Genomic DNA, 24,995 nt, shown 5'->3' with positions numbered 1-24,995 from the left:
TTCTGATCTCTTAGAAGGAGAAGGAAGAAAAGGCCATTGACCACAAGGGTTGGAGACAACTATCTGCGCCTAAGATGCCATCCCCCCTTTCTGTAGCGGTGTTTGAATTAGACCTTGTTAAAGAAAAAAGCAGCAAAAACAGGACGCACCTTGTTCTCACTGCTTCTATTAGTACTATCTAACTCTGCTGTAAAAGGCTTTATTTCCTACGTGAGGAAAAACGCAGAAGCCTCCGCAGGTTTTGATAGCGCTTTTAGAAAAAAGGCCACAAAACGCGCGAAGGCTTCTACAAAAATCAATCAATCAGCCTACCGGAACATGTTCTTCAACTTGTTCAGTTTGGTTGCCATGTCTTCTTCCTCTACCGGGGCGTCACGTCTGCTGCCGCCTCCGGGGTTCCCGGATTTGCGGTCATTGCCGCGGCTTGGCCGGGCGGTAGCGGCCTGCGGATCGCCTTTCATGGAGAGGGCAATGCGTTTGCGGCCCACTTCCACCTCCAGCACGGTTACCTCTACCTTCTGCCCTACTTTCACCACCTCATGCGGATTACTCACGAAACGGTCCGACAAATGACTCACGTGGACCAGCCCGTCCTGGTGCACCCCAATGTCTACGAACGCCCCGAAGGCGGTGATGTTGGTGATGATACCCGGTAATTTCATGCCCTGGCGCAGGTCTTTGATCTCGTTCACGCCTTCGGTGAAACTAAAGGCCTCGTAGCTTTCGCGTGGGTCACGGCCGGGTTTGGCTAATTCACTCAGAATATCTTGCAGTGTGGGCAGACCAACGGTATCAGACACATATTTTTTCAAGTCGATCTTCTTGCGGAGCTCGGCGTTTTTGAGCAGGTCTTCTACGGTAGCGTCTACGTCTTTGGCCATTTGCTCTACTAAGGCATAGCGCTCGGGGTGAACGGCACTGGCATCAAGCGGGTGCTTTCCGCCCCGGATGCGCAGGAACCCGGCGGCTTGTTCAAAGGCTTTATCACCCAGGCGGGCTACTTTGCGCAGCTCGTTGCGGGTTTTGAACGGTCCGTTCTGATTGCGGTAGTCCACGATGTTCTGGGCTAGTTGTGGTCCCAAGCCAGATACGTAGGTCAGCAACTGCTTGCTGGCGGTGTTCACCTCCACGCCCACGGCGTTCACGCAGCTCATCACCACGTCATCCAGGCTGTGCTTGAGGGCGTTCTGGTCCACGTCGTGCTGGTACTGGCCTACCCCAATGGATTTAGGGTCTAGTTTCACCAATTCGGCCAGCGGGTCCATCAGACGGCGACCGATGGAAACGGCGCCACGCACGGTGATGTCCTGATCCGGGAATTCCTCACGGGCCACGTCTGAGGCCGAGTAGATAGACGCGCCGCTTTCGTTCACCATGACCACGGCAATCTCTTTGGGCAAGCCTAAGGCACGTACAAAGGTCTCGGTCTCGCGGCTGGCGGTTCCGTTGCCTATGGCGATGGCTTCAATCTGGTATTTATGGCACATGGCCATGACCTGGTGCCCAGCGGTGGTAGCCTGTCCGGCGCCGTTGTGCGGGAAAATAGCCTCGTAATGCAGCAGCTTGCCCTGCTCATCCAGGGCCACCACTTTACAACCAGTCCTGAAACCCGGGTCAATGGCCAGCACGCGTTTCTGGCCCAGCGGCGCAGACAAGAGCATGGGCCGCAGGTTATCGGCGAATACCCGGATGGCTTCCTCGTCGGCGCGTTTCTTGGAGGAAAGACGCACCTCGGTCTCCATGTTCAGGCGCAGCATGCGTTTGTAGCTTTCTTTGATGGCCAGTTTCACCTGCTCGGCGGCGGCGTTGTGGCCGGTCACGAACTGGCGTTCCAGAATGGCCAGGGCCGCTTCTTCCTCGGGCTGGGCGTCCAGCATCAAAACCATCTCTTTTTCGCCGCGACGCATGGCCAGAATACGGTGGCTGGGGGCTTTCTCAATGGGCTCGTCCCACTCAAAGTAATCTTTGTATTTCTGGCCTTCCTCCTCCTTGCCCGGGATCACGCGCGCTTTGAACACGCCTTTCTTCTCAAACAGGTTCCGGATGTTGGCGCGGGCCTCAGGGTTCTCGTTCACCCATTCGGCTATGATGTCACGGGCGCCGGCCAGGGCTTCCTCAGGGGTTTTGACTTCTTTCTCTTCGCTCACAAACTCGGCAGCGGTAGTGGCCAGATCTACATTGGCTTGCTCAAACAGCGTCTGGGCCAAGGGCTCCAGGCCTTTCTCGCGGGCAATGGTGGCTTTAGTCCGGCGTTTTGGTTTGTAGGGCAGGTAGATATCCTCCAGTACAGCCATGGTTTCGGCGGCCAGTACCTGGGCTTCCAGCTCGGGGGTGAGTTTTTCCTGGTCTTTTAAAGATTTCAGGATGCTTTCACGGCGTTTGTCCAGTTCGCGGAGTTGTTCTACCCGGTCCCGGATGGCAGCAATGGCCACCTCATCTAAACTGCCGGTTACTTCTTTGCGGTACCGGGCAATGAATGGCACGGTAGCTCCTTCATCCAACAGCGCTACGGTGGCTTCCACTTGTTTCTGGTTTACCTGTAGCTCGTCCGCAATCTTCTTGAAATGGTTCTCTGGCATGCTAAATAATCGTTCTGAAAAGACGTTAAACCCCTGAAGGCGGGCAATGACGTGAGCCCCCAGGATTTCAAAGATACAGGGAAATTAGCGGAAACCCCGCACGGTGCGCCCTGCTTTTCTGCGCAACGGCGGGGCTGCAAGCTGGCCCGGTATTTGTACCTTTGCCCCCCATAGGCCGGAACTATATTGGAGAACCCCGGCTTTGTAGAACCATGGCCGCAAGGCTTCACCTGTACGCACCCATAGTACCACGTTTATGAAAAGGACAATCTTATTGCTGGCCCTGGCCTTTACTACGTTCACCGGCCAGGCCCAAACCGCAGCGGTGACTCCTGAGGCGCGCGCCCAGTCCATGACCACCACCATGACGCAGCACCTGAAACTGAACCCAACCCAGGCCACCAAGGTAAAGCAGATCAACCTGGCCAGCATTCAGCAACTGGAGAAAGCCAAAAAAGACCACAAGAACGACCCGCGCCAGCTCAAGGCTACCATGGACTTGATCAGTTCCACCCGCCTGGAGTCCCTGAAAAACGTGCTCTCGGTGACCCAATTCCAGCAATACCAGCAACAGCGCGAGCGGAAACTAGGCATTCCTTCCCAAGCAGGCTCGGGCGGCGGCGTACCGCAGGAATACAACAACTAAAAACATCTCCGGCGAGGTTTCATCCAAGCCAGGGGAACGAAATATCTGGAAAGGCACCGTTTAAGGCCTGTTTTCATAAAACAGGCTTTAAACGATGCCTTTCTTCGGTTAGGCCCAAGTTGCTTTTTGGTGGGAATTTTATGGAATAGGGCAATGGGCTGCATCTATGGGTTTTCCTTTTTTCCTTCCTAAGCAAACCTCGTCTCGACTATGAAATTCATTGGTTTACTTCTCTTCCTGGTGGGGCTGGTCTCCCAGTTGTTGGCCTTCTTTGGCGCAAATCACTTGCTCCTCCTCTTGGTAGATAACTGGGAAGGTCGGTTGGCTGGGCCATTCGGGTAGCCGTTACCCTTTTGGGCTTTGTGCTCTATTACGTGAACCGGCATGACGTACTAATCTATAATTGCAATCTGCTTTACGGACGGCGTTCTAGAGGCATTTTCTCAAAAATTGCCCTAAAGCAAAGCGGCACCGCCTATATAGACGGTGCCGCTTTGCTTTAGGGCTAGGTGCTACTGATTGATTACATTTCCAGCAAGCCCAACAGGATAAAGACCAGACCTACAATGGCGGCCACGGCTCCTACCAGACCTAAACCAGGAATCAAGCTCAGCAATGCTCCGGCTACGAGCAGGATCAAACCAATTTTCACGTATTGGTTCAGGGCGTTGGCTTTCTTGGTGGCTTTGGCTTCACGCATGATTTTTTTGGTGGCCACTTTCACGTCTTTGTTTGTTTTGGCTGAGGCTAGTTCGCCCGCCATTGCGTTCACGCTGGGGTTGGCGGCCAAGGCCGAGGCTACCGCTGTGGAGGTAAGGGGCGCAGTGCGGGCCACTTCTCTGGACGCTACTGGCGCGGCTGCATTGGCTTCCAAGGCCGGGGCTGGCTGGGCTGGGGTGGCGGCAACCGGGGCTATCTCATGCGTGGCCGGGGCCACAACGGCGGCTTCTACCGCTGGGGCAGCCTGAGCAGGTGCGGCTTTATGGTAGGTGGTGGCAGGTGCACTGAAGTCAAAATACTGGTTTGAAGAAGAGCAACTTACCATAAACTGGCTAGCCACTCCACACACGAACAGAGAGAGTAAAGATTTGATTTTCATAGAATGGATGATTAAGTGGATTTGGTTTTACACACAAAAATAAAGAACCAACGTTCTTTTTTAGCCTATGCGACCCGCATAGATTAACTTCGCAGTACGTTTTGTAACGCCGCAAGTTCACGAATCATTTGACAAAAACAGCCCCTAAATGGTTTTTGCTTGTAAATCAGGACGAAAATTTCACGTACCCCCTGGCGGTACCCCAAAAACAAGGTCTAAAAGCCCTGTCTTCTCCCCGCTCCTTCCCTAACCAAGCCCCTTTGTCGTGCGCAAAATCATTCACATAGACATGGACGCTTTCTTCGCCTCTGTGGAGCAGCGCGACAACCCGGCCCTGCGCGGGAAACCCGTGGCGGTGGGCGGTACCAAGGCCCGGGGCGTGGTGGCGGCGGCCAGCTATGAGGCGCGGCAATACGGGGTTTTCTCGGCCATGCCGGCTCAACTGGCCCTGCGCAAATGCCCGCACCTGATCATGGTGCCCACCCGCTTTGAGGTGTACCAGCAGGTCTCACGGCAGATCAGGGAAATCTTCCTGCGTTATACTGATCTGGTGGAACCACTTTCTCTAGACGAGGCCTATCTGGATGTCACCCAGAACAAGTTCGGGCTGAAATCCGCGATGCTCATCGCGCAGCGCATCAAAAACGAGATCCTGCAGGAAACCCGGCTCACGGCTTCGGCGGGCGTATCATATAATAAGTTTCTGGCTAAGGTGGCCTCGGGAAAGAACAAACCCGACGGCCTGACGGTGGTGTTGCCAGACGAGGCCGAGGCCTTTGTGGAAGCCCTGCCCATTGAGAAGTTCTACGGAATCGGTGATGTGACCGCGGCCAAGATGAAACAGTTGGGCATCCATTCGGGAGCGGATCTGAAAAACCGCTCTGAGATGGATTTGCGCCGGCACTTCGGTAAATCAGGTTCTTACTTTTACCAGATTGCCCGCGCCCAGGACGAGCGGGAGGTGGAACCCAACCGCATCAGGAAAAGCATTGGCTCAGAGCGCACGTTTGGGCAAGACCTGGAGACCGAGGAAGAGATGCTACCAGAATTGCAGCGCTTGGCCGAAGAGGTGGCTTATGACCTGCATCGGCTGGAAGCCTCGGGCAAAACCGTCACCCTCAAGCTCAAATACCATGATTTCACCCTCAACACCCGCAGCAAAACCTTTTTCTCCAACGTTCGGGCCGAGGAAGTTCTGTTGGACATTGTCCTTGATTTGCTGCGTTCGCCCGCTTTTCCCGCCAAACCAGTCAGGTTGCTGGGCATCACCGTCTCTAACCTGAATTACGGCAAACACCAGGGTGGGCAACTGGCTTTCCCCTTTTAGGTGGCCGGGGGCTGAGGTGGTCTTTTCACTTTCCTCCACCCTTGTCCAGATTACCTATTAGGCCGTTTTTGCCCGTTCTCGTTTTTTGGCTACTTTAGGTAAAACAACCCTAAAAGGCATGGATTCTCCACTAGACTATATTGAGGTAAACCGCCACGCCTGGAATCTTCGCACCGGCGTGCACAAAGACTCGGCCTTTTATGACCTGAAATCCTTTAAAGAGGGCAAAAACAGCTTAAACGCGCTGGAGTTGGAGGCGCTGGGCGAGGTACGCGGCAAGAAACTGCTGCATTTGCAGTGCCATTTTGGGCAAGATACCCTTTCCTGGGCCCGGCTGGGCGCCAAAGTCACGGGAGTAGACCTGTCAGACGAGGCCATCGCGCTGGCGCGGCAACTCAACCAGGAACTCGGGCTGGACGCCGAATTCGTGTGCTGCAACGTCTATGACCTGCCCCAGCACCTGGAAGGTCAGTTTGATGTGGTCTTCACCTCTTACGGAGTCATAGGCTGGTTGCCCGACCTGGAGCGGTGGGCGCAGGTGGTAACGCACTTCCTCAAACCCGGCGGCACGTTTTTCCTGGCGGAGTTCCACCCTGTTGTCTGGATGTTTACCCCTGATTTCTCCCGGGTGGCCTATTCCTATTTCAACAACGGCGGTCCCATCATAGAAGGATCCTCCGGCACCTATACCGACCGGGAGGCTCCTATCAAGTATACTGAATACTCGTGGAACCACGGCTTGAGTGAGGTATTGGGTGCCTTGCTGCGCCAGAACCTGCAACTGCAGGCGTTCCAGGAACTGCCCTACTCCTATTATAACTGCTTTGAGAACCTGCAGCAGGGTGCAGACGGCCACTGGCGCATCATAGGCCTGGAAGAAAAACTCCCCCTGATGTACAGTCTGCTAATGGTGAAACCCCTGTCGTAGGAACCAAGGCCGGGGGTTTTAGAAAATCTCGTGCAGCTCCCGCTTCAGGAACTGGATGGCATGGGCCGTGGGGTCTACCTCGGTGTGCAGCACGTTTTCCAGTACCCGCTTGGCTAACTCAGTGCCCCGGTTCTTGTCGGCGAGGTTCTGGTAGTTCTGGTTGATCATGGAGACCACGTCTTCCTTCGCCTTTTTCACCTGCTGCCAGGCGGCTTCGCTCATGTACAGTTGTTGGGAGAGGTTGTGCGTGTATTCGGCCCTGATCTCCTGGAGCAACTGGGCCTGGAAGTCCACGGCAGTCAACCCGGAGGGGCTCACCCGCAGCAGCAGGTTGCTGGGCGTGATGCGCTCCAGGAACAGGATGATGCGCTCATAGGCCTGCAGCCGGATGGGCAGAATGGTCTCGCTGTTCTTCAGCCTGATGTCCAGCACCCTTTTCCGGTAATCGCGCTCCAGGTATTTTTGGGTAAGCAGGTACATGGCTCCCCCAATGATCAAGGCGGGAATGGCGCTCAGCAGGACTAAAAGGATAATAGAAGAGGTGTCTGTGGTCATAAAGAATTAGATTGTACCACTGCGCCAGCCTGGCTTGGTAGGCAAGGTTGTTCCAAAAAGGCGCTCGTTGGCCGAGTAAATATCGGAAAAAAACTGAGGTGGTACCCGCTGAATCATTTTCGGGCTTTTTCGGTTACCCATAGTATAGCACATACGGTTACAATCAGTCTGTATTTTAGTATCTTTGCTAGGCAAAAACCACTTACTATGGAAAGCACAACTCTAAAAAAAGCCCCTATATCCCTTACGCCCCTTGCCCTGCAAGAGGTAAAGGCGATCATGAAAGATAAAAACGTACCGGAAGAATACGGTTTACGCATTGGTGTGCAAGGCGGCGGGTGCTCTGGCATGTCGTACTTGCTTGGTTTTGACAAACCGAAGGACTCTGACGAGATCTATGAACTGGAAGGCGTCCAGCTGATCATGGACAAGAAACACGGCATGTACGTGATGGGCATGGAAGTGGACTTCCAGGATGGCCTGAACGCCCGCGGGTTCGTTTTCAACAACCCCCAGGCGAAGAGCACCTGCGGCTGCGGCAGCTCTTTCTCTGCGTAACGGTTTCCCGCTTCTTTTTGGAAAAGACCTGCTTTTTGGCAGGTCTTTTTTTGTGGGTGGGTATTGGCGAGGCCTTGGGAATGACTGTTCACATTAACACTTTTCTCGCATAAGGCTGTTCAGTGCATGCAGTATGTTAATTCCTTGGCTGTTCTGCTTCTAGTGTTTAGTCCATGATGGCTAATTTATGTGCATGCCTTTTGATATTCCCTTGGCATTTCCGCTTCCAGCGTTGATCCATATACAGCTTTTTGCATAGTTACCGGTAAGCGCTCACGGCCGCGGGGCCCCGACTTCCGCCCTCGCGCTGTGCCCTCTACTCCGCCCACTTCGCTGCCGCTCAGGGGCGGTCGAGGCCTAGGCGCTCAAGCGAAAGGCTGGAAACGGGTTATGCGAAGGGAATGCTGTGTAGACCTCACAGGTTTTTAAAACCTGTGAGGTCTACCGCCATTCCCTATGCTGCAAAGCTCCCTTCCTATGACGCTGATTTAATTTCTTAATTATAGGATGAAGCTAAAGAGAGAGGCTTAAGACTAAGAAGGATCTCAGGGAAAAGCGGGATAAGGGGAATCACCTCTCCCCGCGGGAGAGGGCTAGGGTGAGGGGCAGCGGCTCTCCAAGGCAAAGGCTTCCCAAGCTGGAAATGCATTTCCCTTAACATGCCCAGCAGTTGCATAGCAAAGGCCCTTCAAACTGGAAACCTCTTCTCCCTCATCCTAACCTTCTCCCTGAGGGAGAAGGAACCCCGGCAAGGCGTTTTGGGCCTGGTTTACTGAAGAGAACGGGAAAACGCAGGTACGTATAAAAAAGCAGACTCCTACCATGACGGGAAGTCTGTGACTTCCCTTGCTGCCCCGCAGCAAAACCGGGGTGGTCTACCGGATTGCAGATAAGAAAAGGTGACGTGTTTACTAGACTATGGCCAGCTCTACCAAATCACAACTTAATAAGTTCTGGTCATGTTTTCTGGAACTGCCAATACAAAATCAGCGCGGTTCTCGTGGTCTTTGTTTAGTTTATCCAGGTGCGGTTGGAGAACGGTGGAGATGGTTAGGACTTTCAGCTCTGGCCTGAGGCGACGGAGGTACCAGATAATGCCTTCGTGGTGGTCTGAGTGGTAGGCGCCGTTGAGGTGTAGCATGCGCTGCCCCTTCTGCAGGTTCTTGCTAATGAAGTGGGCCATGGTGGCATCTTTCAAGGCTTGGGCTTCCACTATCTGCGAAGAGGCGGCAGAGGTACCATGGGTGTCACCGAACATACTGAGCATGCGTTTGTAGCCGGGCAGTTCCAGGTCTACAGTGAGTGGTAACAGGGCCAGCCATTGTTTCTCTTCCGCCGGCAGGGCCTCTAACGCTTTCAATCCTTGGCGGGCCACAACCCGGGCCAATGGCCTCGGGGCATTGGTGGCGATGACCTTGAGGCCGTTGGCCTTGGCGAAGTGCAGCAGGGGTTTGTAGTCGGTGGCATAGTTGGGCCAGGCCCGGGAAGACTGCAGAAACCGAGGCTCCTCCAGTTGCCCCCGCAGAAACGAGTCCAAGGCAGCTTGGGTATCGGTTTCCCACATCTCGGCACCCGCCACCAACTGTTTGCCATGATTCCTGAACAAATCCTGGGTAAGCTCCAACTGTAGCCAATGGGCGATGGGGTCATTGTGTTGCTCCCCAAAAAATACCACATCGGCGGCAGCCAGCTCTTTCAACATTTTCTCATAGGCCAGCGGCTTCCCGTTGCCCTGGAACAAACGATACGCCGGTTTATCTAGGGTGAAAGAACTGAGCATTAAGAAAGACAATAACAGCAAGGGTATGCTTTTCATGTATTTGGGCAGTTTTTCAGAAAACGGGCTTGAAAGCTGACGGTAGTGATTAGTTGTTAGTTGAAAGTGATTAGGGTTTAGTAGTTAGTTTTTAGCGGCGAATGCTTTAGTGAAACGGCTGTTTTAAGTCCGTTTTTTTTAAATGGCGTTAAAATAGACATCCCGGAACTCGGCCCTAATCACTAACAACTAAACACTAAAAACTAGTCACTAACAACTAATCACCAACGTCAGCCTTTGTAGAAAAGCCATTTAGACAGCTCGCGGTAGTTCACTTTTTTGCCGTACATCAGAATGCCTACCCGGTAGATACGGGCGCCCACCCAAATGGTGCCAATGAACCCTAGCATGAGCAGAAACATAGACAGCAACAGCTCCCAGGTGGGCACGCCAAAGGGCATGCGCAGCATCATGACTACGGGGGAAGTGAACGGGATCATGGACATCCAGAAGGCCACCGGGCCGTTGGGGTTCTTGATGATGATGGTTTGGGCCACAATAAAGGACAATATGAGCGGCACCGTGATGGGTAACATGAACTGCTGGCTGTCGGTTTCAGAGTCTACGGCGGCACCCACGGCCCCGAACAAGGCCCCATACAACAGGTAGCCCCCTAAGAAATAGAATAGGAACGTACCAATGAGCAAGGGCACGTTGAGGTTCTGGGTGGCGCTGAAGAGTTCGTTGATTTCCTGCGCCTGTTGCACCTCCCGCTCGGTTTCCATGCCCTGCACCGTCTGACCGATCTGTGCATCTGAGAAGCGCTTCAAGTCAAACTGGGAGGAGACGCCGGTAGAAATGGCCGAGGTAAGGATGATCCACAGCAGGAACTGGGTGAGCCCTACCGCCGCAATGCCCAGGATTTTACCGGCCATGAGCTGGAACGGCTTCACCGACGATACCATCACTTCCAGGATACGGCTGGTTTTCTCTTCTATCACGCCCCGCATGATCTGGGCGCCGTAGATGAAAATGAACAGATACACCAGAAACGCGCCGGCAAACCCCACGCCCGTGGTCACGCCCACGTCACTGCTTTTCTCCCCTTCTTCGCTCAGGTTCACTGTTCTAATACTCACCGGAGTCTTGATCTTGTCCAGCACTTGTTGGTCAATGCCTGAGTTCACAAACTTGACTTCCTCCAATTCCTGCCGCACCTGTTTTTCCAGGGAGCTTTTCATGGCCAGGCTGGTGCTTTTCTGGGAGAACAGCTGAATGCCCTGCGGTTTTTCCAGGTCTATTTTAGGAATATACAGCAAAGCGGCATCCTCTGTAGTAAGATACTCCTGCTTGGCCCGCTCCACCGGACCGGGCACGTTGACAAACTTCAGTTCTTCCGTGGAAGTGAGTTTTCCTTTCAGGTACCCGCTTTCATCCAGCACCTGCACCACCTTGGTGTCATCTGACATGGTGGCCAGCCAGATGGGCACAATCATGACCAACGCCATGAGCAAAGGGCCCAAGATGGTCATGATGATAAAGCTTTTCTTGCGCACGCGCACCAGGTACTCGCGCTGAAACACTAACCAGATCTTCTCCATTTTTATTTCTGGTTGACGGTTTGAATGAAAATATCATGTATGCTGGGCAATTTCTCCAGGAACCCATGCACCTCTACCCGCTCGGTGAGGTAGCGCAGCAGTTGGCTGGGGCCTACTTCCGGCTCCAGCTGTACCTCCGCCTCAAAGCGATCGCCGTGCTGGGTCTGCGTCAGTACCTTGAAGTCAGGCGACATGACCAGCAGCTTGCCCGTTCCTTCCACGTGGAAAGTCTGGGTCCGGTACCTGGACTTTACTTCTTTCAGGCTTCCTTCCAGCACTTTCTGTGAGTTATGGATCATGGCAATGTCATCGCACATCTGCTCCACCGACTCCATGCGGTGCGTGGAGAAAATGACGGTGCAGCCCTGGTCCCGCAGCTTCATAATCTCGTCTCTGATGAGGTTGGCGTTCACCGGGTCAAAACCCGAGAAAGGCTCATCCAGGATCAGCAGCTTGGGTTCATGGAGCACCGTGGCAATGAACTGCACTTTCTGCTGCATGCCTTTGGAAAGATCTTCCACGTTCTTGTTGAGCCAGGTTTTCAGGTCCAGCCGGTCGGCCCAGACTTTGATGCGTTGGGTGGCGTCTGCTTTCTCCAAGCCCCGCAGCCGCGCCAGATACAACAGCTGCTCCCCTACCTTCATTTTCTTGTACAATCCCCGTTCCTCAGGTAGATACCCAATCTGCTGCACGTGGTGCGGCCGCAGAGGCTGACCTTCAAACAGCACCTGCCCTTCATCTGGCGCCGTGATCTGGGTAATGATTCTGATGAGCGAGGTTTTACCGGCCCCATTTGGGCCTAACAGCCCGAAAATGCTGCCCGTAGGCACTTCAAACGAGACCTTATCCAAGGCTTGGTGCGCTTCATAGCGCTTGCTCACGCCTTGTATCTGAAGAATGGGTTGCAAGAGTTTAGCGGTTGGTGAAGGGTTAAAGCTAAGGGAAAGGGATTCGGTTTGCAACTGGAGGGTAAAAGAGAGTTTCTCGGTTGTTTTTAATAATTCAGGCCAAAAACCCCGTAGCGGTGTTACACGGTAACGCCGGGGTTGTACGCAGCAGACCAATTTCAAACCTACAGGAACGGCCCTTGCCACATTTTCAACCTGTAGTATAGAAAGGTCTGTTTAGGTGGAGGCGTTTTTGTTTCATAGGACCACGGCGTTACGGTGTAACGCCGCTACAAACAAGGCCTCCTTTTCAAAAAAGTTCTTTAAAACAGCAACGCCCGCTTCCTGTGAAAGGAAGCGGGCGTTGCTAAAATCTATTTCCCGACTCAGGACTCTGAACTCAAGACTCAGAACTCCTTACTGAAAATACTCCTTCATCTTCTCGAAGAAGCCTTTCTCGTTTTTGCCGGGGTTGGGCACGAAGTTCTGGGACTCGCGCAGGCGTTCCAGGATCTGGCGCTCCTCTGGGTTCACGTTCTTGGGCGTCCAGACGTTGATATGGATGAGTTGGTCACCCCTTCCGTAGCCGTTGATGTCTGGGATACCCTTGCCGCGCAGGCGCAGGATCTTGCCAGACTGGGTACCTGGGTCTATCTTGATCTTCACCTTGCCCTCAATAGTGGGAACCTCTACGCTGGCGCCTAAGGTAGCGTCTACAAAGCTCACGTACTGCTCATACATGACATTGTTGCCGTCGCGGCGCAGGGTAGGATGGTGCTCTTCCTCAATCTGGATCAACAGGTCGCCGGGAATACCGCCGCGCTCCGGCACGTTGCCTTTGCCGCCCATGGAGAGCTGCATGCCATCGGCCACGCCGGCGGGTACGTTGATGGAGATCACCTCTTCGCGGAGCTGACGGCCTTCGCCGTGGCAGACATCACACTTCTGGCTCACCATCTTGCCTTCCCCGGAACAGGTGGGGCAGGTGCTGGCAGACACCATCTGGCCCAGCATGGTGTTTACCACACGTTTTACCTGACCAGATCCCTGACAGGTTCCGCAGGTTTGCAGCGCCGTTCCGTTTTTGGAACCGTTGCCGTCACAGGTGTTGCAGGCCTCGTAGCGTTTTACCTTTATTTTCTTCTCAACGCCTTTGGCTACTTCCTCCAGGTTGAGTTTGAGTTTGATGCGTAGGTTGCTGCCTTTGCGCATGCGTTTGCCGCCGCGCTGTCCGCCACCGAAGAAGCTTTCAAAACCGCCGCCACCGCCGCCGCCGAAGATGTCACCGAACTGGGAGAAGATGTCTTCCATGTTCATGCCACCGCCGCCGCCGAAGCCGCCGTTCACCCCCTGGTGCCCGAACTGATCATAGCGCTGCCGCTTCTGCTCGTCGCTCAGGACCTCATAGGCCTCTGCCGCCTCTTTGAATTTATCCTCGGCGGTAGGGTCATCGGGGTTCTTGTCAGGGTGGAACTTGATGGCGATCTTGCGGTACGCCTTCTTGATCTCATCCGCTGAAGCCCCTTTGGCTACGCCCAGTACTTCATAATAATCTCTTTTGGTTGCCATGGCTTGTTATGCTCCAATCACCACCTTGGCAAAGCGAACCACTTTGTCATTGAGGTAATATCCTTTCTCTACTTGGTCAATCACTTTCCCTTTCATTTCCTCATTTGGGGCCGGAATCTGCGTGATGGCTTCATGCACATCTGCGTCAAACGGCTGACCGATCGCTTCCATGGGCTTCAAGCCTTTCTGTTGCAGAACGCCTAAAAACTTACCGAAGATCAACTCTACGCCTTCCCGCACCGCGGTCACGTCCTGAGCGTCTTGCATGGCAGCCTGAGCGCGCTCCAGATCATCCAGCACCGGAATAAGGGCGACCATCAAATCCTGGTTAGCCGTCTTGAACAGTTCCAGCCGCTCTTTTGACGTGCGGCGTCTGAAGTTGTCAAACTCAGCGTGCAGGCGCAGGTATTTGTCGCGCAGCTCATCGGCTTCTGACGTGCCCCCCTCAGTAGCGGCAGTCCCGGCTTCTGGGTTCTGCTGTTCTGTCTGCTCAGCAGCGGTTGTTTCAGTGGCCTCTGTTTGCTCTGGCTGTAGGTTTTCTTGTTCCTGAGGATTCTGTTCAGCTGTAGTACTCATATATCCTTTAAAGATTTATTCTTGATCTATGGTTGTCTCTGGGTGCCTGACCAGCGGCAACTTCTTTGCCAAACCTGTTTTTATGTCATTCTGGCATTTCCAGGCTTAAAACACCGGCTCTTGGCCGCTCTTTATGGCAGCATCTGGCAAAGCCGCACCTTTAGGTGGCAGCCCCAAAGTGGTCTTCTGTTTAGGCGCCTTTTTTCTAAAACCGCCCCTAAACAGCTATGCCAACTCCGTTTAGGCGGTGTTCAGCGCTTTCCAGATCATGTCTTTGAGCGGCGTGATGTTTTTCTGGGTAAGGCTGGAGATGAAGATAGTGGGAAGGTCCTGGGGCAGAGTGGCCCGCATCTCCGCCTCCAGCTCATCGTCAATGAGGTCGGTTTTAGTGATGGCCAGCAGGCGCTGTTTGTGCAGCAACTCAGGGTTGTAGGTCCTGAGCTCGTTCACCAGGATCTCGTACTCCTCGGCAATGTCTGGGCTTTCCACCGAGATCATGAAAAGCAAAATGGAGTTCCGCTCAATGTGCTTCAGGAACCGGATTCCCAACCCTTTGCCTTCTGAGGCGCCCTCAATGATCCCGGGAATATCGGCCATCACAAAGGATTTGTAGTCACGGTACGCCACCACGCCCAGGTTGGGCACCAGGGTGGTGAAAGGGTAATTGGCAATCTTGGGCTTGGCCGCCGACACCACAGATAAGAGCGTGGATTTACCGGCGTTCGGGAAACCTACCAGACCTACGTCGGCCAGCAGTTTCAGCTCCAGCACCGTCCACTCCTCGCGTCCTTCTTCGCCGGGCTGGGCGTAGGTAGGCGTCTGGTTCGTGGGCGACTTGAAGTGGGAGTTGCCCAGGCCACCGCGGCCACCGGGCGTGATGATGGCGGTCTGGCCTTCCTCGGTGATTTCGGCTTTGATCTCGCCCGTTTCGGCATCTCTGGCGATGGTGCCAATGGGCACTTCCAGCACAATGTCTTTCCCGTAGGCGCCGCTGGAGTGGCTGGGTCCGCCGCTTCCGCCGTTCTCCGCGATCACGTGTTTCTGGTACTGCAAGTGCAGCAAAGTCCAGAGTTGGGAGTTGCCTTTCAGGATGATGTGCCCTCCGCGGCCCCCGTCACCGCCGTCTGGCCCGCCGTGGGCCGTTTTCTTGTCACGGTGCAGGTGGGCTGAACCGGCTCCTCCGTGCCCGGAACGGCAGCAGATTTTGACGTAGTCTATAAAGTTGGATGATGACAATGTGGTATTGGTAAAGTAAAGGCTATGTTAACAAGGAAGCATTCCCACGAGGAGAATGCTTCCGGAATATTCTATCAGAAATAAACGTCTCAGTTGAACAGAGGAACAGACCAGAATCGTTCCTTCCCCGCCGCAGATACGTCTCTTTTACTTGTTCAAAGCTACCTGGCAAGCATCCACGATCTCGCAGGTTTTGGTGAAGATCTCCTCAATTTCGCCAATGCCGTCTACTGCATAGAACTTGTTCTGCTGGGCGTAATAGTTGGCGACAGGGGTGGTTTTGGTATTGTACTCCTGCACCCGTTTCTGGATAAGCGTCTCATCTGCGTCATCTGGCCGGCCAGAGGTCTGTCCGCGGAGCAACAGGCGTTTCACCAGTTCCTCTTCGTTCACCTGCAAGGCGATCATGCAGCTAATGCCCTGGTCGTATCTCACCAACAGTTGGTCCAGCGCCTCTGCCTGGGGCACCGTGCGCGGGAAACCGTCAAAGATGAACCCGGCGGCAGAGCGGTTGTCAGCGATCTTGGATTCAATCATGCCAATCACCACTTCATCCGGCACCAGAAGGCCTTCGTCCATGAGTTTCTTCGCCTTGAGCCCTAACTGAGTTCCCTGAGAAATCTCAGAGCGCAGCAGATCACCGGTTGAAAGGTGGATGAGCCCGTATTTTTCAATAAGTTTCTGGCTCTGCGTGCCTTTGCCTGCCCCTGGAGGACCGAAGAGTACGATATTCAGCATGAGTATGGAAATTGTGAGAAAACAAAAGTAGCAATAAAATCTTGGAAATGACAGCATTTACGGGAACGGCCAGATTAACCCATCGGGTTTAGCCGCCCTTTCCTGAAAACAGCCTACAAACAGCCTTTGCCCCTGCCCTACATCACTTTGTAGATATCCCGCAGGTTGCGGCCCAGTCCATTGTAATCCAGGCCGTAGCCCACCACAAAATCATTGGCGATAGACAAGGCCGGGTACTTGATGGAAAGGTTGTGCTGCAGGCTGTCTGGCTTGATGAGCAGGGTGGCTACCTCCACAGACGCCGGCCCTTTGGCCTGCAACTGCGGCAACAACCCGGCAATGGTATGCCCGGTGTCCACGATGTCTTCCACCACCACCACATGGCGCCCTTTGATCTCTTCTTTCAGCCCGATGATCTCTTTCACCTTGCCTGTGCTCTGCATTTCCTCATAGGAAGAAAGGCGGATAAAGGAAATCTCGCAAGGAATGCTCATCTCTTTCATGAGGTCAGAGGCAAACATGAACGAACCGTTCAGCACCGAGAGGAACAAAGGCTGTTTGCCGCGGTAATCATGGCTTATCCTAGCCGCCACAATCTCCACGCTGTGAAGGATTTTCCGCTCTGGGAGGTAGATACTGAACTGCTTGTCTTGAATGGTTACCGGCGGATGATGCATCTTTTTAAATTCTAGGGAACATCAAATTTGGGGAAAACTGCCTTAAATTAAAAGAAAAAAGCCCTTTTCTGCAGAAAAGGGCTTTTCAGGCAGTACCCCTTGCACCTGCCTCCCGCCCACCGTCAAGCCTTAGCGGCTTGGATAATGCTCGGTACTACCGACCCCGGTATTAGTAGTGGTAAGGTTGGTGGTTTCTACGTTGAGGCGGTTCTCCGGGGCCGGTGGCGTTGTTTCCCGTACCGCAATGTGCGGCGCGATCACCAAGGAGACGATGGACATGAGCTTGATCAAAATGTTCATGGATGGACCGGAGGTATCTTTAAAAGGATCACCCACGGTATCTCCGGTCACGGAGGCCTTGTGCGGGTCTGAGCCTTTGTATTCCATTACGCCGTTGATCAGCACCCCTTTCTCAAAGGATTTCTTGGCGTTATCCCAGGCGCCGCCGGCATTGGATTGGAAAATGGCCATCAATACGCCCGACACGGTCACCCCGGCCAGAACGCCCCCTAATATCTCGGCACTGGACACTTCCTCAAAAACACCCCGTAAACCGAACCCTATGATGAGCGGCACGATCAGGGCAATAGCCCCCGGCAGCATCATCTCCCGGAGGGCCGCCTCAGTGGAGATGGCCACGCACTTGTCGTACTCGGGTTTGCCCGTGCCTTCCATGATACCCGGGATCTCGCGGAACTGGCGGCGCACCTCCTGCACCATGGCCATGGCCGCCCGGCCCACCGCGCTAATGGCCAGGGCCGAGAACACAAACGGAATCATACCGCCAATAAACAAACCGGCCAAGACCGGAGCTTTGTACAAGTCAATGGTGCTGATGCCGGAGATACCCACAAAGGCGGCAAACAAAGCCAGTGAGGTCAATGCCGCCGAGGCTATAGCGAATCCTTTTCCGGTGGCGGCGGTGGTATTGCCCACGGCATCCAGAATATCGGTGCGTTCGCGCACTTCCTTGGGCAGCTCGCTCATCTCAGCGATGCCTCCGGCGTTGTCGGCAATGGGCCCGAAGGCGTCAATGGCCAGCTGCATGGCGGTGGTGGCCATCATACCGGCGGCGGCAATGGCTACCCCGTAAAGACCGGCCACGGCATAGGAAAAGACGATACCGGCTGCCAGCACAATGATCGGCATGGCCGTGCTCATCATGCCCACGCTCAACCCGGCAATGATATTAGTGGCGGCCCCCGTAGAAGATTGCTGCACAATGGAGTTCACCGGTTTCTTGCCCATGGCCGTGTAGTACTCGGTGATGATGGAGATGAGGGTTCCTACCACCAAACCAATGATTACGGCCCAGAAGATACCCATAGAAGTAAACTCATAGCCCCGCAGGTTCAGGGTGGCGGGCATCAACCAGTCAATGATAAAGTAAGAGGCAATGGCCGTTAACGCCACCGAAGACCAATTGCCCATGTTCAGGGCCGCCTGCACGCTGCCGCCCTCCTTCACCCGCACAAACAGCGTCCCGATCATGGAGAAGATGATGCCTACCCCCGCAATGAGCATGGGCAGGATGATGGGCGATAAGCCTCCGAAGTTGTCCTGAACGGTGATCTCGCGGCCCAAAACCATGGTAGCCAGAATAGTAGCCACGTAAGATCCGAACAAGTCGGCGCCCATTCCGGCCACGTCTCCTACGTTGTCGCCCACGTTATCCGCAATGGTGGCGGGGTTCCGGGGGTCATCTTCCGGAATACCGGCCTCTACTTTCCCTACCAGGTCTGCCCCAACATCAGCGGCTTTGGTGTAGATACCACCGCCCACGCGGGCAAACAGGGCAATGCTTTCCGCGCCCAAGGAGAAACCCGTCAACACCTCCAGTGCCACTTCCATCTCCTCACTGCTGGCCGCCGCCCCGGTCCGCTGCACAAACCAATAGTAGAAAGCTATGAAAAGCGAACCTAGCCCTAACACGGCCAAACCGGCCACCCCCATGCCCATCACGGCCCCACCGGTAAAGGAGACTTCCAGAGCTTTAGAAAGGCTGGTTTTGGCGGCCTGGGCGGTGCGTACGTTGGCTTTGGTGGCAATGCGCATGCCTATGAACCCGGCCAGGGCAGAGAAAATAGCCCCAATCAGAAAAGCCAGGACAATGATGGGGGAAGAGTTCTCGCCCACGTAGCCCAGGTAAAAAAGGAAAAGCGAGGCGATGATGGCAAAGTAGGTGAGCACTTTGTACTCGGCTTTCAGAAAAGCCATGGCCCCCTCGGCAATGTAGCGGGCAATGGTGCTCATCTTTTCGTCGCCGGCGTCTTGCCTGGTAACCCAAGCCGATTTGATGGCAGTGTACAACAAGGCAACCAGCCCGAGGGCCGGAATAGCGTAGAGAATTGTCTGCATAAAGTAAGGCTTTGTTTGGTTAGGTTTGGACTATAAGCGTAGTAGCTCCTTGCAAGCTAACCTTTCTGGCCTAAAAAACAAATATACCTTATACTCTATGCTGCTTCTTTTACAGTTTCTGCATCAGGAGTTTATACAGCGCCACCATAGCGTAAATGTCATCTTTGTGCACGACTTCATCCGGGGTATGGACATTATCTTCGGGTGCCCCTATGAAACACCAATCCCAGGGGATGTTGCCGTAGTGGAGTTCCTTGCCGTCTGAGCCTCCGGCGCTCTCCACCTCTACCTGGAAGGGAATTTCAGATTCTTGCGCCAGTTTGATGATCTTCCGCACAAAACTCCGGCGCGGGATCAATGAATCTCTGAGGGAGATCGCCACGCCCTCCCCGGTCAACACGCCTTCAGTTACCCAGGTGATGTCTGAGATGAGCGCCTGGGTGATGCCGTAGGTCTCATGTATGTACTTAGCCAGGTAGCCCACTGACCCGCCGCCTGTCTCTTCCCAGCAACCAAAGGCAATAATGCCATCCTCCAGCGTCTCGGCCACCTGCAGCGCGTTCCAGACTCCCAGGCGGTTGTCCAGGTAGCAGCTTTGCACGGTTTCCTCGGTCTCCCTGAAATCGCACTTGAACACCAGTTCCGTGCCCCGCTCAATCTCCCGCCCAAAGTCATAGTGGAGCTCCTGTTCTTCCTCATCCACTACCAGCGTACAAGAGATTTTTCCCTGGCTGTCTTCCCCCACCAATTCAAAGCCCGTTTCCAGCCCAGGCCCTCCTATCTTGATGAGCTGCCGGCCATACCGCACCATGAACCCAATGGAGTCCATATGCGCAAAAATCACCGTGCGGGGTTTCCCGAAGACCAGAAGCAGGCAATCCTGAAAGCCTTCGCCCTGGATGATCTGCGGTTTTGTTTTCCAGGAGTCCTGCTTTTCCTGCACGTAGGCCAGCAGAAATTCTTTCATCTTTACCTCATTGCCAGAAGGGGCATGAACCTGGCAGAGTTGGCGCAATAATTCCATAGTTGTGCGTTTTTTCAAAAGTAATGGTTTTCCTTGTAGCGATTAAGCACGTTTTGGCAGTACTTTTGAGAAAACAAGGCAAAAGCGACCTCCGTAGTTTTACGCAAATTGAAACCTACTGAGGCAGACGCATGTTGTGGGGTCGGCTCTCTTTTTACCACCCAGTACCTTAGGCCTTTGTGCGTACAGGAGTGTTTTGGCAGTTTTGAAAAATTAATGAAAAAGATCCTTTTCTTCTTCCTTTTCCTCTTCCCCTTCTTGCAGGCGCAGGCGCAGGTACCTGATTCCACCAAACAGATTGACCAGAAACTTCTGGATTCGCTGCAGGCCACTATTCTCCTGGACTCCGTAGATGTGTTGCCCCAGGCCCTGGACATCAAAGGCTGGCTGTTGCTGAACGAGAGCATCATGAACGAGCTGGGCGGTGCGGTAGACAACATGTACAACTTCAAGTTCGAGACCGCCGAAAAACAGTTCAGATCCCTACGCCGAAGGTACCCCAAACACCCCATGCCTTATTTCCTGATAGGCCTGAGCCAATGGTGGAAGATGGTGCCCTCCAACATCACCGACACCCGCTACGACAATTACTTTCTGGCCTACATGGATACCACCATTACGCTGGCGGAGAACCTGTATGACAAGGACAACAAAAACCTAGAGGCGGCCTTCTTCCTCTCAGCGGCCAACGGGTTTGGGGCCCGCCTGCACGCGGAACGCAAGAACTGGCGCAAGGCAGCCATCATGAGCAACCGGGCCCTGGACTACCTGCAGAAAAGCAAGAAAGCTAACGGCCTCAGCGACGAGTTCCTGTTTGGCGAGGCGCTCTTCAACTACTACTCCATCTGGATCCACGAGAACTACCCCTTGCTGCGCCCCATCCTCTACTTCTTCCCCAAGGGGAACAAGAACCTGGGGTTGAAACAGCTGCAGCAAGTGGCCTTCAACGGCTTTTACACTGGCACCGAGGCGAAGTTCTTTTTGATGAAGATTTACGCAAATGACGCCAAAAACGGAGCCTCGGCCATGTCCTTGTCCCAATACCTGGCCAGCACTTACCCAGACAACCCCTATTTCCAGCGCTTCTACGCCCGCATGGCCTTCACCGAGGGCAACTTCCCGGTAGCCGAGCAGCTTTCCACGCAGATTCTGGACAAGATCAACCGCAAGGTATTCGGTTATGAAGCCATCAGCGGCCGCTACGCCAGTTTCTATCTGGGGTATATCAACCAGTACCGCAACCGGGATTATGCCAAGGCAAAGGCCTATTACCAGCAATGCATTACCTTTGCCGAACAGATCAATGAACAGGAGTCCGGGTATTACATCTCTTCCTTCGTCAACCTGGCTAGAATCAGTGACAAGGAGAAGAACGTGCGGCAGGCCAAGCAGTACTATGAGGTGGTGATGAAGCTGGCTGATGCTAAGACAGATTCAGCCAAAGAGGCGAAAGCATATTTGAGAAAGAACCGGAAGGTGAAGTAAACATACCACAATGGAATTAAAGGATTTATTTCTCACCCCTATATTTTTGATCATCATTTATGCAATTGCATATGGACTAAGATCTAAATTCACCAATAAGCAAACTAGGAAGTACTTTATCCCAGCATTAACATTAAAAATTATTGGAGCACTTTCACTTGGGCTAATATATCAATTCTATTACGGAGGCGGCGACACTTTCAATTACTATAATAGCAGTAAAATTGTAACACAGGCCTTTTATGACAACCCAAGTATTGGGATCAAAATCCTTCTCTCAAATGGAGAGTATGATCCTGAAACAATTCAATACACCTCTAAAATTTATTGGTACCAGTCGCCAACAGAGTTTATCATCATTAAAATAGGAGCACTTTTTGGCATAATAGGCTTGAACACCTATAGTGTTATTGCCATATTCTTTGCCACCTCCAGCTTTGCAGGTATTTGGGCTTTATACACAACCTTTTTGAAAATATACCCAGCCTTGTATAAGCAATTGGCAATACCGTGCTTCTTTCTTCCTTCTGTATTCTTTTGGGGATCAGGCTTTATGAAAGATTCTGTCACAATAGGGGCGCTAGGTTTATTATTCTATGGATTCTATATGTCCTTTATTGAAAAGAAAAAGTTATTCAGTTCTATAACCCTTACCATACTAGCAACTTACCTGCTTTTATCAGTGAAAGTATATATTTTACTTTCTTTTTTACCTCCCGCCCTATTCTGGATATTCCTTGAGAATAACAATCGAATAAAGAATAAACTAATACGTACCATTGCAAAACCAGTATTCATTGTCTTTGGGTTGTTAGTTGCCTATATAGGAGCTACTACGTTGACGGCAGGAGACGAAAGATATGATATTGAGAAAATTGGAGAACGCACCAAAATAAACAGTGAATACCTTAGTGAATATGTAAGCTCAGGCTCTGCTTATAACATAGGCACTTTTGATGGAAGCATTGGTAGCATGATTACGGTAGCCCCACAAGCCATTATTGTGGCATTGTACCGCCCATTCTTGTGGGAGGTGAGAAACCCCATTATGCTATTATCAGCACTTGAGGCCAGTATGTTTATTTTCTTGACGCTGCGTATAATCTTCAGGACAGGCTTCTGGAAGACAGTTCAGCTGATAAGTTCAAAACCTATACTTACATTTTGCATAATCTTCTCATTAGTCTTTGCATTTGGGGTGGGTACCAATAGTGGTAACTTTGGGACTCTAGTACGTTACAAAATTCCATTAATGCCCTTTTACCTTGCTGCTTTGTACATGATGCAAGCTCACCTAAAGAGACCAAGAAAGTTAAGGCGATTAGCAGTAACCGCATAAGTACTTTCTATTTTCATTCTTGCTTCTTTACCTAGTTCAATCCTTCTAGAGGAATTAACCAATAATTCTTCTAGCGCTGAATACCATTGGCTAGGCTCATCACAAATAAAGCCATTGATCCCATGGTCTACCACTTCTGTATTCATCCCAACCGGTGATACAAGGGCAGGTATACCTAAAGCCATGTATTGGAGGGCCTTAAAGGCACACTTGCCTTTGGCCCATTGGTCATCCACCAAAGGCATCACCCCAATATTCATTCTCAGCAAATCCTCAATTTCTGAATCTTTGTTCCAAGGTAAATAACGTAAAGACTTTAACTGAAACACCGGCTCTTTGTTTGATATCACCAAAAACAAAAAAGAATACTTTTCCTCAAGCTTTTTTAATACTGGAACAATCGTTTCAAGATATTTCATGGTAGAATGTGTACCTGTCCAGCCTATGACTACAGGTTCATTTTCCTGCTCTTTTAACCTATTATGATGCCCAACAGTATCAATAGTAGTTGGAATTACAAATGATTCTGAATTGAACTTTCTAGCATATGTCTGCAAGTAAGTGTTGCCACAACTCACTTTATATGCCCATTGACAGATCTGCCCCACTTTATGGTGCCATTTCAAACCTGCCACTATCTTATTAGCTTCTGAAGTATTCGGCATCCAAATGGCATCATCAAAATCATATATTATTTTCTTTTTCAGAACCTTGGCAACAATCCACTCAAACCAGGGAAGACCTATGGGGGTAGCTTCGCGGTGTATAAAGATGAATTTATACTTTTGTATCTTAAACAATAGAATAAGGCGACGAAGAAAGCCCTTGACAATGCCTGAGACCTTAGGCAGAGTATGTCCGGGTTTATAGAGAATATCCCAAGTTGAAGCATCAAGAAAAGGAGCAGTATCATACGTATAACCTGCATCATTTAATATATCTAGATACTGCTCAAACCTAAACCGCTGCGAAGGCGCTTTATGAGAAGGATAAGGGACAACAAATAAAATATTCTGTTCCAATATGAAAATTGTCTTTAGAATTAACGTTAAAGCTTCTCCAAAACATTACCTGAAGAACTTATCTTTAAGTATGTCTTAATCTTTACGTTTAATCTTGGCTTTCATCACCAATGCCACATAAAAAGCAACCTCTTACAGCCAAGCCTCTGTAAAACATAGTGAACGATTGTCTACTCCTTAAAAGTTCTAAATTTATTTTTTACCACATTAAAAAACGGAAAGGGCATAGGCCCTTTCCGTTTTTGAGAGTTCTACTTCTTAATCGTTCTTTCCACAGCAGCCTTAAGACCAGACTTCAAATTTTTAAGTAAACCTCCAGCACCTTCAGTATTTACATAAATAGTGTTATGCTCTTCTGCAATCTCATGAGCAGGCCTATCTTTCGTATAGTAATATACAGCCATAGATTTTCTAGAAAGATGCGGAGGGGTATTAAGAGGTTTAGGATGTCCATGAAAAGACACCTCATTCGTTTCAAAGATAACCAATCTATTGAATAGAGGTTCAATGTACTCAAGTTGCTTTTTCTTTTGCATATCCCAAAGCTCTAGATAGCCATTATAGTCTTTTTTCCAATCTTTGTTCATGTAGACAATTGCATTCATTCTACGGTGATATTTCGTCTTATCATGAATGTTAAAATCGACATGCACATCTAAAAAGGCTCCATTGGTAGATTGGTGCAGCCCCCCCCCAAAAAGGTCTTCATCTGCGAGTAAATTACCCACACCAGTTACAGACTCAAGAAAGTTTAAAAACTTTTTACCGTTCAGTTCGGCAAATACTTGTTGCATAAGTGGCATATCTTCCCCAAACTTAGTCATGGTAAACTTATTTTTTTGATTCACATAAGTTGTACCATTCCAATTCCCAGTTATTACATCAGGATAAGCTGCCAAAATTTTTTCAGCAGCTTGAATGTGGAAGAAATTATCATATACCAAATAATGAAAAGGCTTTTGAGGGTTATGCCATTGCGTATACAATACATCTTTGTTTTCCTCTAAGATTTTAAAGTCAATCAGTTCCATAAAT

Annotated in this window: 21 protein-coding genes; 6 read left to right on the top strand and 15 right to left on the bottom strand. The window is 51.7% G+C overall.

The window, feature by feature from the left end; all coding sequences use genetic code 11:
* Positions 1-308: 308 nt before the first annotated feature.
* Positions 309-2,579: a Tex family protein gene (locus FOE74_RS03805; RefSeq protein ID WP_149097257.1), complete on the bottom strand. Its 2,271-nt coding sequence runs from the start codon at positions 2,577-2,579 to the stop codon at positions 309-311.
* Positions 2,580-2,835: 256 nt separating this feature from the next.
* Here FOE74_RS03805 and FOE74_RS03800 point away from each other — a divergent pair, with 256 nt between their 5' ends.
* Positions 2,836-3,225 (top strand): hypothetical protein, encoded by a 390-nt coding sequence (locus FOE74_RS03800; RefSeq protein ID WP_149097256.1) that lies wholly within the window; start codon positions 2,836-2,838, stop codon positions 3,223-3,225.
* A 523-nt stretch (positions 3,226-3,748) separates the two neighbouring features.
* On the opposite strand, the gene FOE74_RS03795 is transcribed toward FOE74_RS03800, so the two are convergent.
* Entirely contained in the window at positions 3,749-4,324 is a 576-nt protein-coding gene (locus FOE74_RS03795; RefSeq protein WP_149097255.1) for a hypothetical protein, read from the bottom strand.
* Between the two features lie 265 nt (positions 4,325-4,589).
* Here FOE74_RS03795 and dinB point away from each other — a divergent pair, with 265 nt between their 5' ends.
* Complete coding sequence (gene dinB / locus FOE74_RS03790) at positions 4,590-5,651, top strand: DNA polymerase IV (RefSeq protein WP_149097254.1); 1,062 nt, start codon at positions 4,590-4,592, stop codon at positions 5,649-5,651.
* 118 nt (positions 5,652-5,769) lie between these two features.
* A complete protein-coding gene (locus tag FOE74_RS03785; protein ID WP_149097253.1) occupies positions 5,770-6,579 on the top strand; it encodes a class I SAM-dependent methyltransferase in 810 nt (269 codons plus the stop codon).
* Between the two features lie 18 nt (positions 6,580-6,597).
* Here FOE74_RS03785 and FOE74_RS03780 read toward each other — a convergent pair whose 3' ends face one another.
* A complete protein-coding gene (locus FOE74_RS03780) occupies positions 6,598-7,134 on the bottom strand; it encodes a DUF7935 family protein (RefSeq protein WP_149097252.1) in 537 nt (178 codons plus the stop codon).
* 207 nt (positions 7,135-7,341) lie between these two features.
* On the opposite strand from FOE74_RS03780, the gene FOE74_RS03775 reads away from it, so the two are divergent.
* Entirely contained in the window at positions 7,342-7,692 is a 351-nt protein-coding gene (locus tag FOE74_RS03775; protein ID WP_149097251.1) for a HesB/IscA family protein, read from the top strand.
* Between the two features lie 943 nt (positions 7,693-8,635).
* On the opposite strand, the gene FOE74_RS03770 is transcribed toward FOE74_RS03775, so the two are convergent.
* The 10 genes from FOE74_RS03770 to FOE74_RS03725 form a co-directional block, all read right to left on the bottom strand.
* The gene (locus FOE74_RS03770) at positions 8,636-9,508 is read right to left on the bottom strand and encodes a ChaN family lipoprotein (protein ID WP_149097250.1); all 873 of its coding nucleotides are present in this window, start codon (positions 9,506-9,508) and stop codon (positions 8,636-8,638) included.
* 230 nt (positions 9,509-9,738) lie between these two features.
* A complete protein-coding gene (locus FOE74_RS03765) occupies positions 9,739-11,049 on the bottom strand; it encodes an ABC transporter permease (protein WP_149097249.1) in 1,311 nt (436 codons plus the stop codon).
* A 2-nt stretch (positions 11,050-11,051) separates the two neighbouring features.
* Positions 11,052-11,957: an ABC transporter ATP-binding protein gene (locus FOE74_RS03760; RefSeq protein WP_149097248.1), complete on the bottom strand. Its 906-nt coding sequence runs from the start codon at positions 11,955-11,957 to the stop codon at positions 11,052-11,054.
* 396 nt (positions 11,958-12,353) lie between these two features.
* A complete protein-coding gene (gene dnaJ / locus FOE74_RS03755) occupies positions 12,354-13,505 on the bottom strand; it encodes a molecular chaperone DnaJ (RefSeq protein WP_149097247.1) in 1,152 nt (383 codons plus the stop codon).
* Between the two features lie 6 nt (positions 13,506-13,511).
* Complete coding sequence (locus FOE74_RS03750) at positions 13,512-14,081, bottom strand: nucleotide exchange factor GrpE (protein WP_149097246.1); 570 nt, start codon at positions 14,079-14,081, stop codon at positions 13,512-13,514.
* Positions 14,082-14,321: 240 nt separating this feature from the next.
* The gene (gene obgE, locus FOE74_RS03745) at positions 14,322-15,317 is read right to left on the bottom strand and encodes a GTPase ObgE (RefSeq protein ID WP_149097245.1); all 996 of its coding nucleotides are present in this window, start codon (positions 15,315-15,317) and stop codon (positions 14,322-14,324) included.
* Between the two features lie 147 nt (positions 15,318-15,464).
* Positions 15,465-16,055 carry an adenylate kinase gene (locus tag FOE74_RS03740; RefSeq protein WP_149097244.1) on the bottom strand — a complete coding sequence of 197 codons (591 nt, stop codon included), beginning with the start codon at positions 16,053-16,055 and terminating at the stop codon, positions 15,465-15,467.
* 137 nt (positions 16,056-16,192) lie between these two features.
* A complete protein-coding gene (hpt, locus tag FOE74_RS03735; protein WP_149097243.1) occupies positions 16,193-16,732 on the bottom strand; it encodes a hypoxanthine phosphoribosyltransferase in 540 nt (179 codons plus the stop codon).
* A gap of 129 nt (positions 16,733-16,861) precedes the next feature.
* Complete coding sequence (locus tag FOE74_RS03730; RefSeq protein WP_149097242.1) at positions 16,862-19,090, bottom strand: sodium-translocating pyrophosphatase; 2,229 nt, start codon at positions 19,088-19,090, stop codon at positions 16,862-16,864.
* Between the two features lie 109 nt (positions 19,091-19,199).
* Complete coding sequence (locus FOE74_RS03725; protein ID WP_149097241.1) at positions 19,200-20,114, bottom strand: aminopeptidase; 915 nt, start codon at positions 20,112-20,114, stop codon at positions 19,200-19,202.
* 216 nt (positions 20,115-20,330) lie between these two features.
* Between FOE74_RS03725 and FOE74_RS03720 the strand changes: the two genes are divergently transcribed.
* A complete protein-coding gene (locus FOE74_RS03720) occupies positions 20,331-21,599 on the top strand; it encodes a tetratricopeptide repeat protein (RefSeq protein ID WP_149097240.1) in 1,269 nt (422 codons plus the stop codon).
* A gap of 10 nt (positions 21,600-21,609) precedes the next feature.
* Positions 21,610-22,938, top strand: a complete 1,329-nt coding sequence (locus FOE74_RS03715; protein ID WP_149097239.1) for a hypothetical protein — start codon at positions 21,610-21,612, stop codon at positions 22,936-22,938.
* On the opposite strand, the gene FOE74_RS03710 is transcribed toward FOE74_RS03715, so the two are convergent.
* Both FOE74_RS03710 and FOE74_RS03705 read right to left on the bottom strand, forming a co-directional pair.
* Positions 22,890-23,960, bottom strand: a complete 1,071-nt coding sequence (locus FOE74_RS03710) for a glycosyltransferase family 4 protein (protein ID WP_149097238.1) — start codon at positions 23,958-23,960, stop codon at positions 22,890-22,892. The two genes, FOE74_RS03715 and FOE74_RS03710, sit on opposite strands and share 49 nt — an antisense overlap.
* Positions 23,961-24,211: 251 nt before the next feature.
* Complete coding sequence (locus tag FOE74_RS03705; protein ID WP_149097237.1) at positions 24,212-24,991, bottom strand: 2OG-Fe(II) oxygenase; 780 nt, start codon at positions 24,989-24,991, stop codon at positions 24,212-24,214.
* Between the last annotated feature and the right edge of the window lie 4 nt (positions 24,992-24,995).

The sequence above is a fragment of the Rufibacter glacialis genome (assembly GCF_008271745.1).
GTDB classification, from domain to species: domain Bacteria; phylum Bacteroidota; class Bacteroidia; order Cytophagales; family Hymenobacteraceae; genus Nibribacter; species Nibribacter glacialis.
The sequence above is the reverse complement of the archived record's forward strand: the minus strand, read 5'-3'. Positions and strand labels throughout refer to the sequence as shown.

Bases quoted from the DNA above. Each gene is read 5' to 3' on its own strand.
- FOE74_RS03730 (WP_149097242.1), bottom strand. From the start codon at position 19,090: ATGCAGACAATTCTCTACGCTATTCCGGCCCTCGGGCTGGTTGCCTTG.
- hpt (WP_149097243.1), bottom strand. From the start codon at position 16,732: ATGCATCATCCGCCGGTAACCATTCAAGACAAGCAGTTCAGTATCTAC.
- FOE74_RS03705 (WP_149097237.1), bottom strand. From the start codon at position 24,991: ATGGAACTGATTGACTTTAAAATCTTAGAGGAAAACAAAGATGTATTG.
- FOE74_RS03715 (WP_149097239.1), top strand. From the start codon at position 21,610: ATGGAATTAAAGGATTTATTTCTCACCCCTATATTTTTGATCATCATT.
- FOE74_RS03765 (WP_149097249.1), bottom strand. From the start codon at position 11,049: ATGGAGAAGATCTGGTTAGTGTTTCAGCGCGAGTACCTGGTGCGCGTG.
- FOE74_RS03770 (WP_149097250.1), bottom strand. From the start codon at position 9,508: ATGAAAAGCATACCCTTGCTGTTATTGTCTTTCTTAATGCTCAGTTCT.
- FOE74_RS03740 (WP_149097244.1), bottom strand. From the start codon at position 16,055: ATGCTGAATATCGTACTCTTCGGTCCTCCAGGGGCAGGCAAAGGCACG.
- FOE74_RS03720 (WP_149097240.1), top strand. From the start codon at position 20,331: ATGAAAAAGATCCTTTTCTTCTTCCTTTTCCTCTTCCCCTTCTTGCAG.
- FOE74_RS03780 (WP_149097252.1), bottom strand. From the start codon at position 7,134: ATGACCACAGACACCTCTTCTATTATCCTTTTAGTCCTGCTGAGCGCC.
- dnaJ (WP_149097247.1), bottom strand. From the start codon at position 13,505: ATGGCAACCAAAAGAGATTATTATGAAGTACTGGGCGTAGCCAAAGGG.
- FOE74_RS03750 (WP_149097246.1), bottom strand. From the start codon at position 14,081: ATGAGTACTACAGCTGAACAGAATCCTCAGGAACAAGAAAACCTACAG.
- FOE74_RS03805 (WP_149097257.1), bottom strand. From the start codon at position 2,579: ATGCCAGAGAACCATTTCAAGAAGATTGCGGACGAGCTACAGGTAAAC.
- FOE74_RS03795 (WP_149097255.1), bottom strand. From the start codon at position 4,324: ATGAAAATCAAATCTTTACTCTCTCTGTTCGTGTGTGGAGTGGCTAGC.
- FOE74_RS03785 (WP_149097253.1), top strand. From the start codon at position 5,770: ATGGATTCTCCACTAGACTATATTGAGGTAAACCGCCACGCCTGGAAT.
- FOE74_RS03800 (WP_149097256.1), top strand. From the start codon at position 2,836: ATGAAAAGGACAATCTTATTGCTGGCCCTGGCCTTTACTACGTTCACC.
- FOE74_RS03775 (WP_149097251.1), top strand. From the start codon at position 7,342: ATGGAAAGCACAACTCTAAAAAAAGCCCCTATATCCCTTACGCCCCTT.
- FOE74_RS03725 (WP_149097241.1), bottom strand. From the start codon at position 20,114: ATGGAATTATTGCGCCAACTCTGCCAGGTTCATGCCCCTTCTGGCAAT.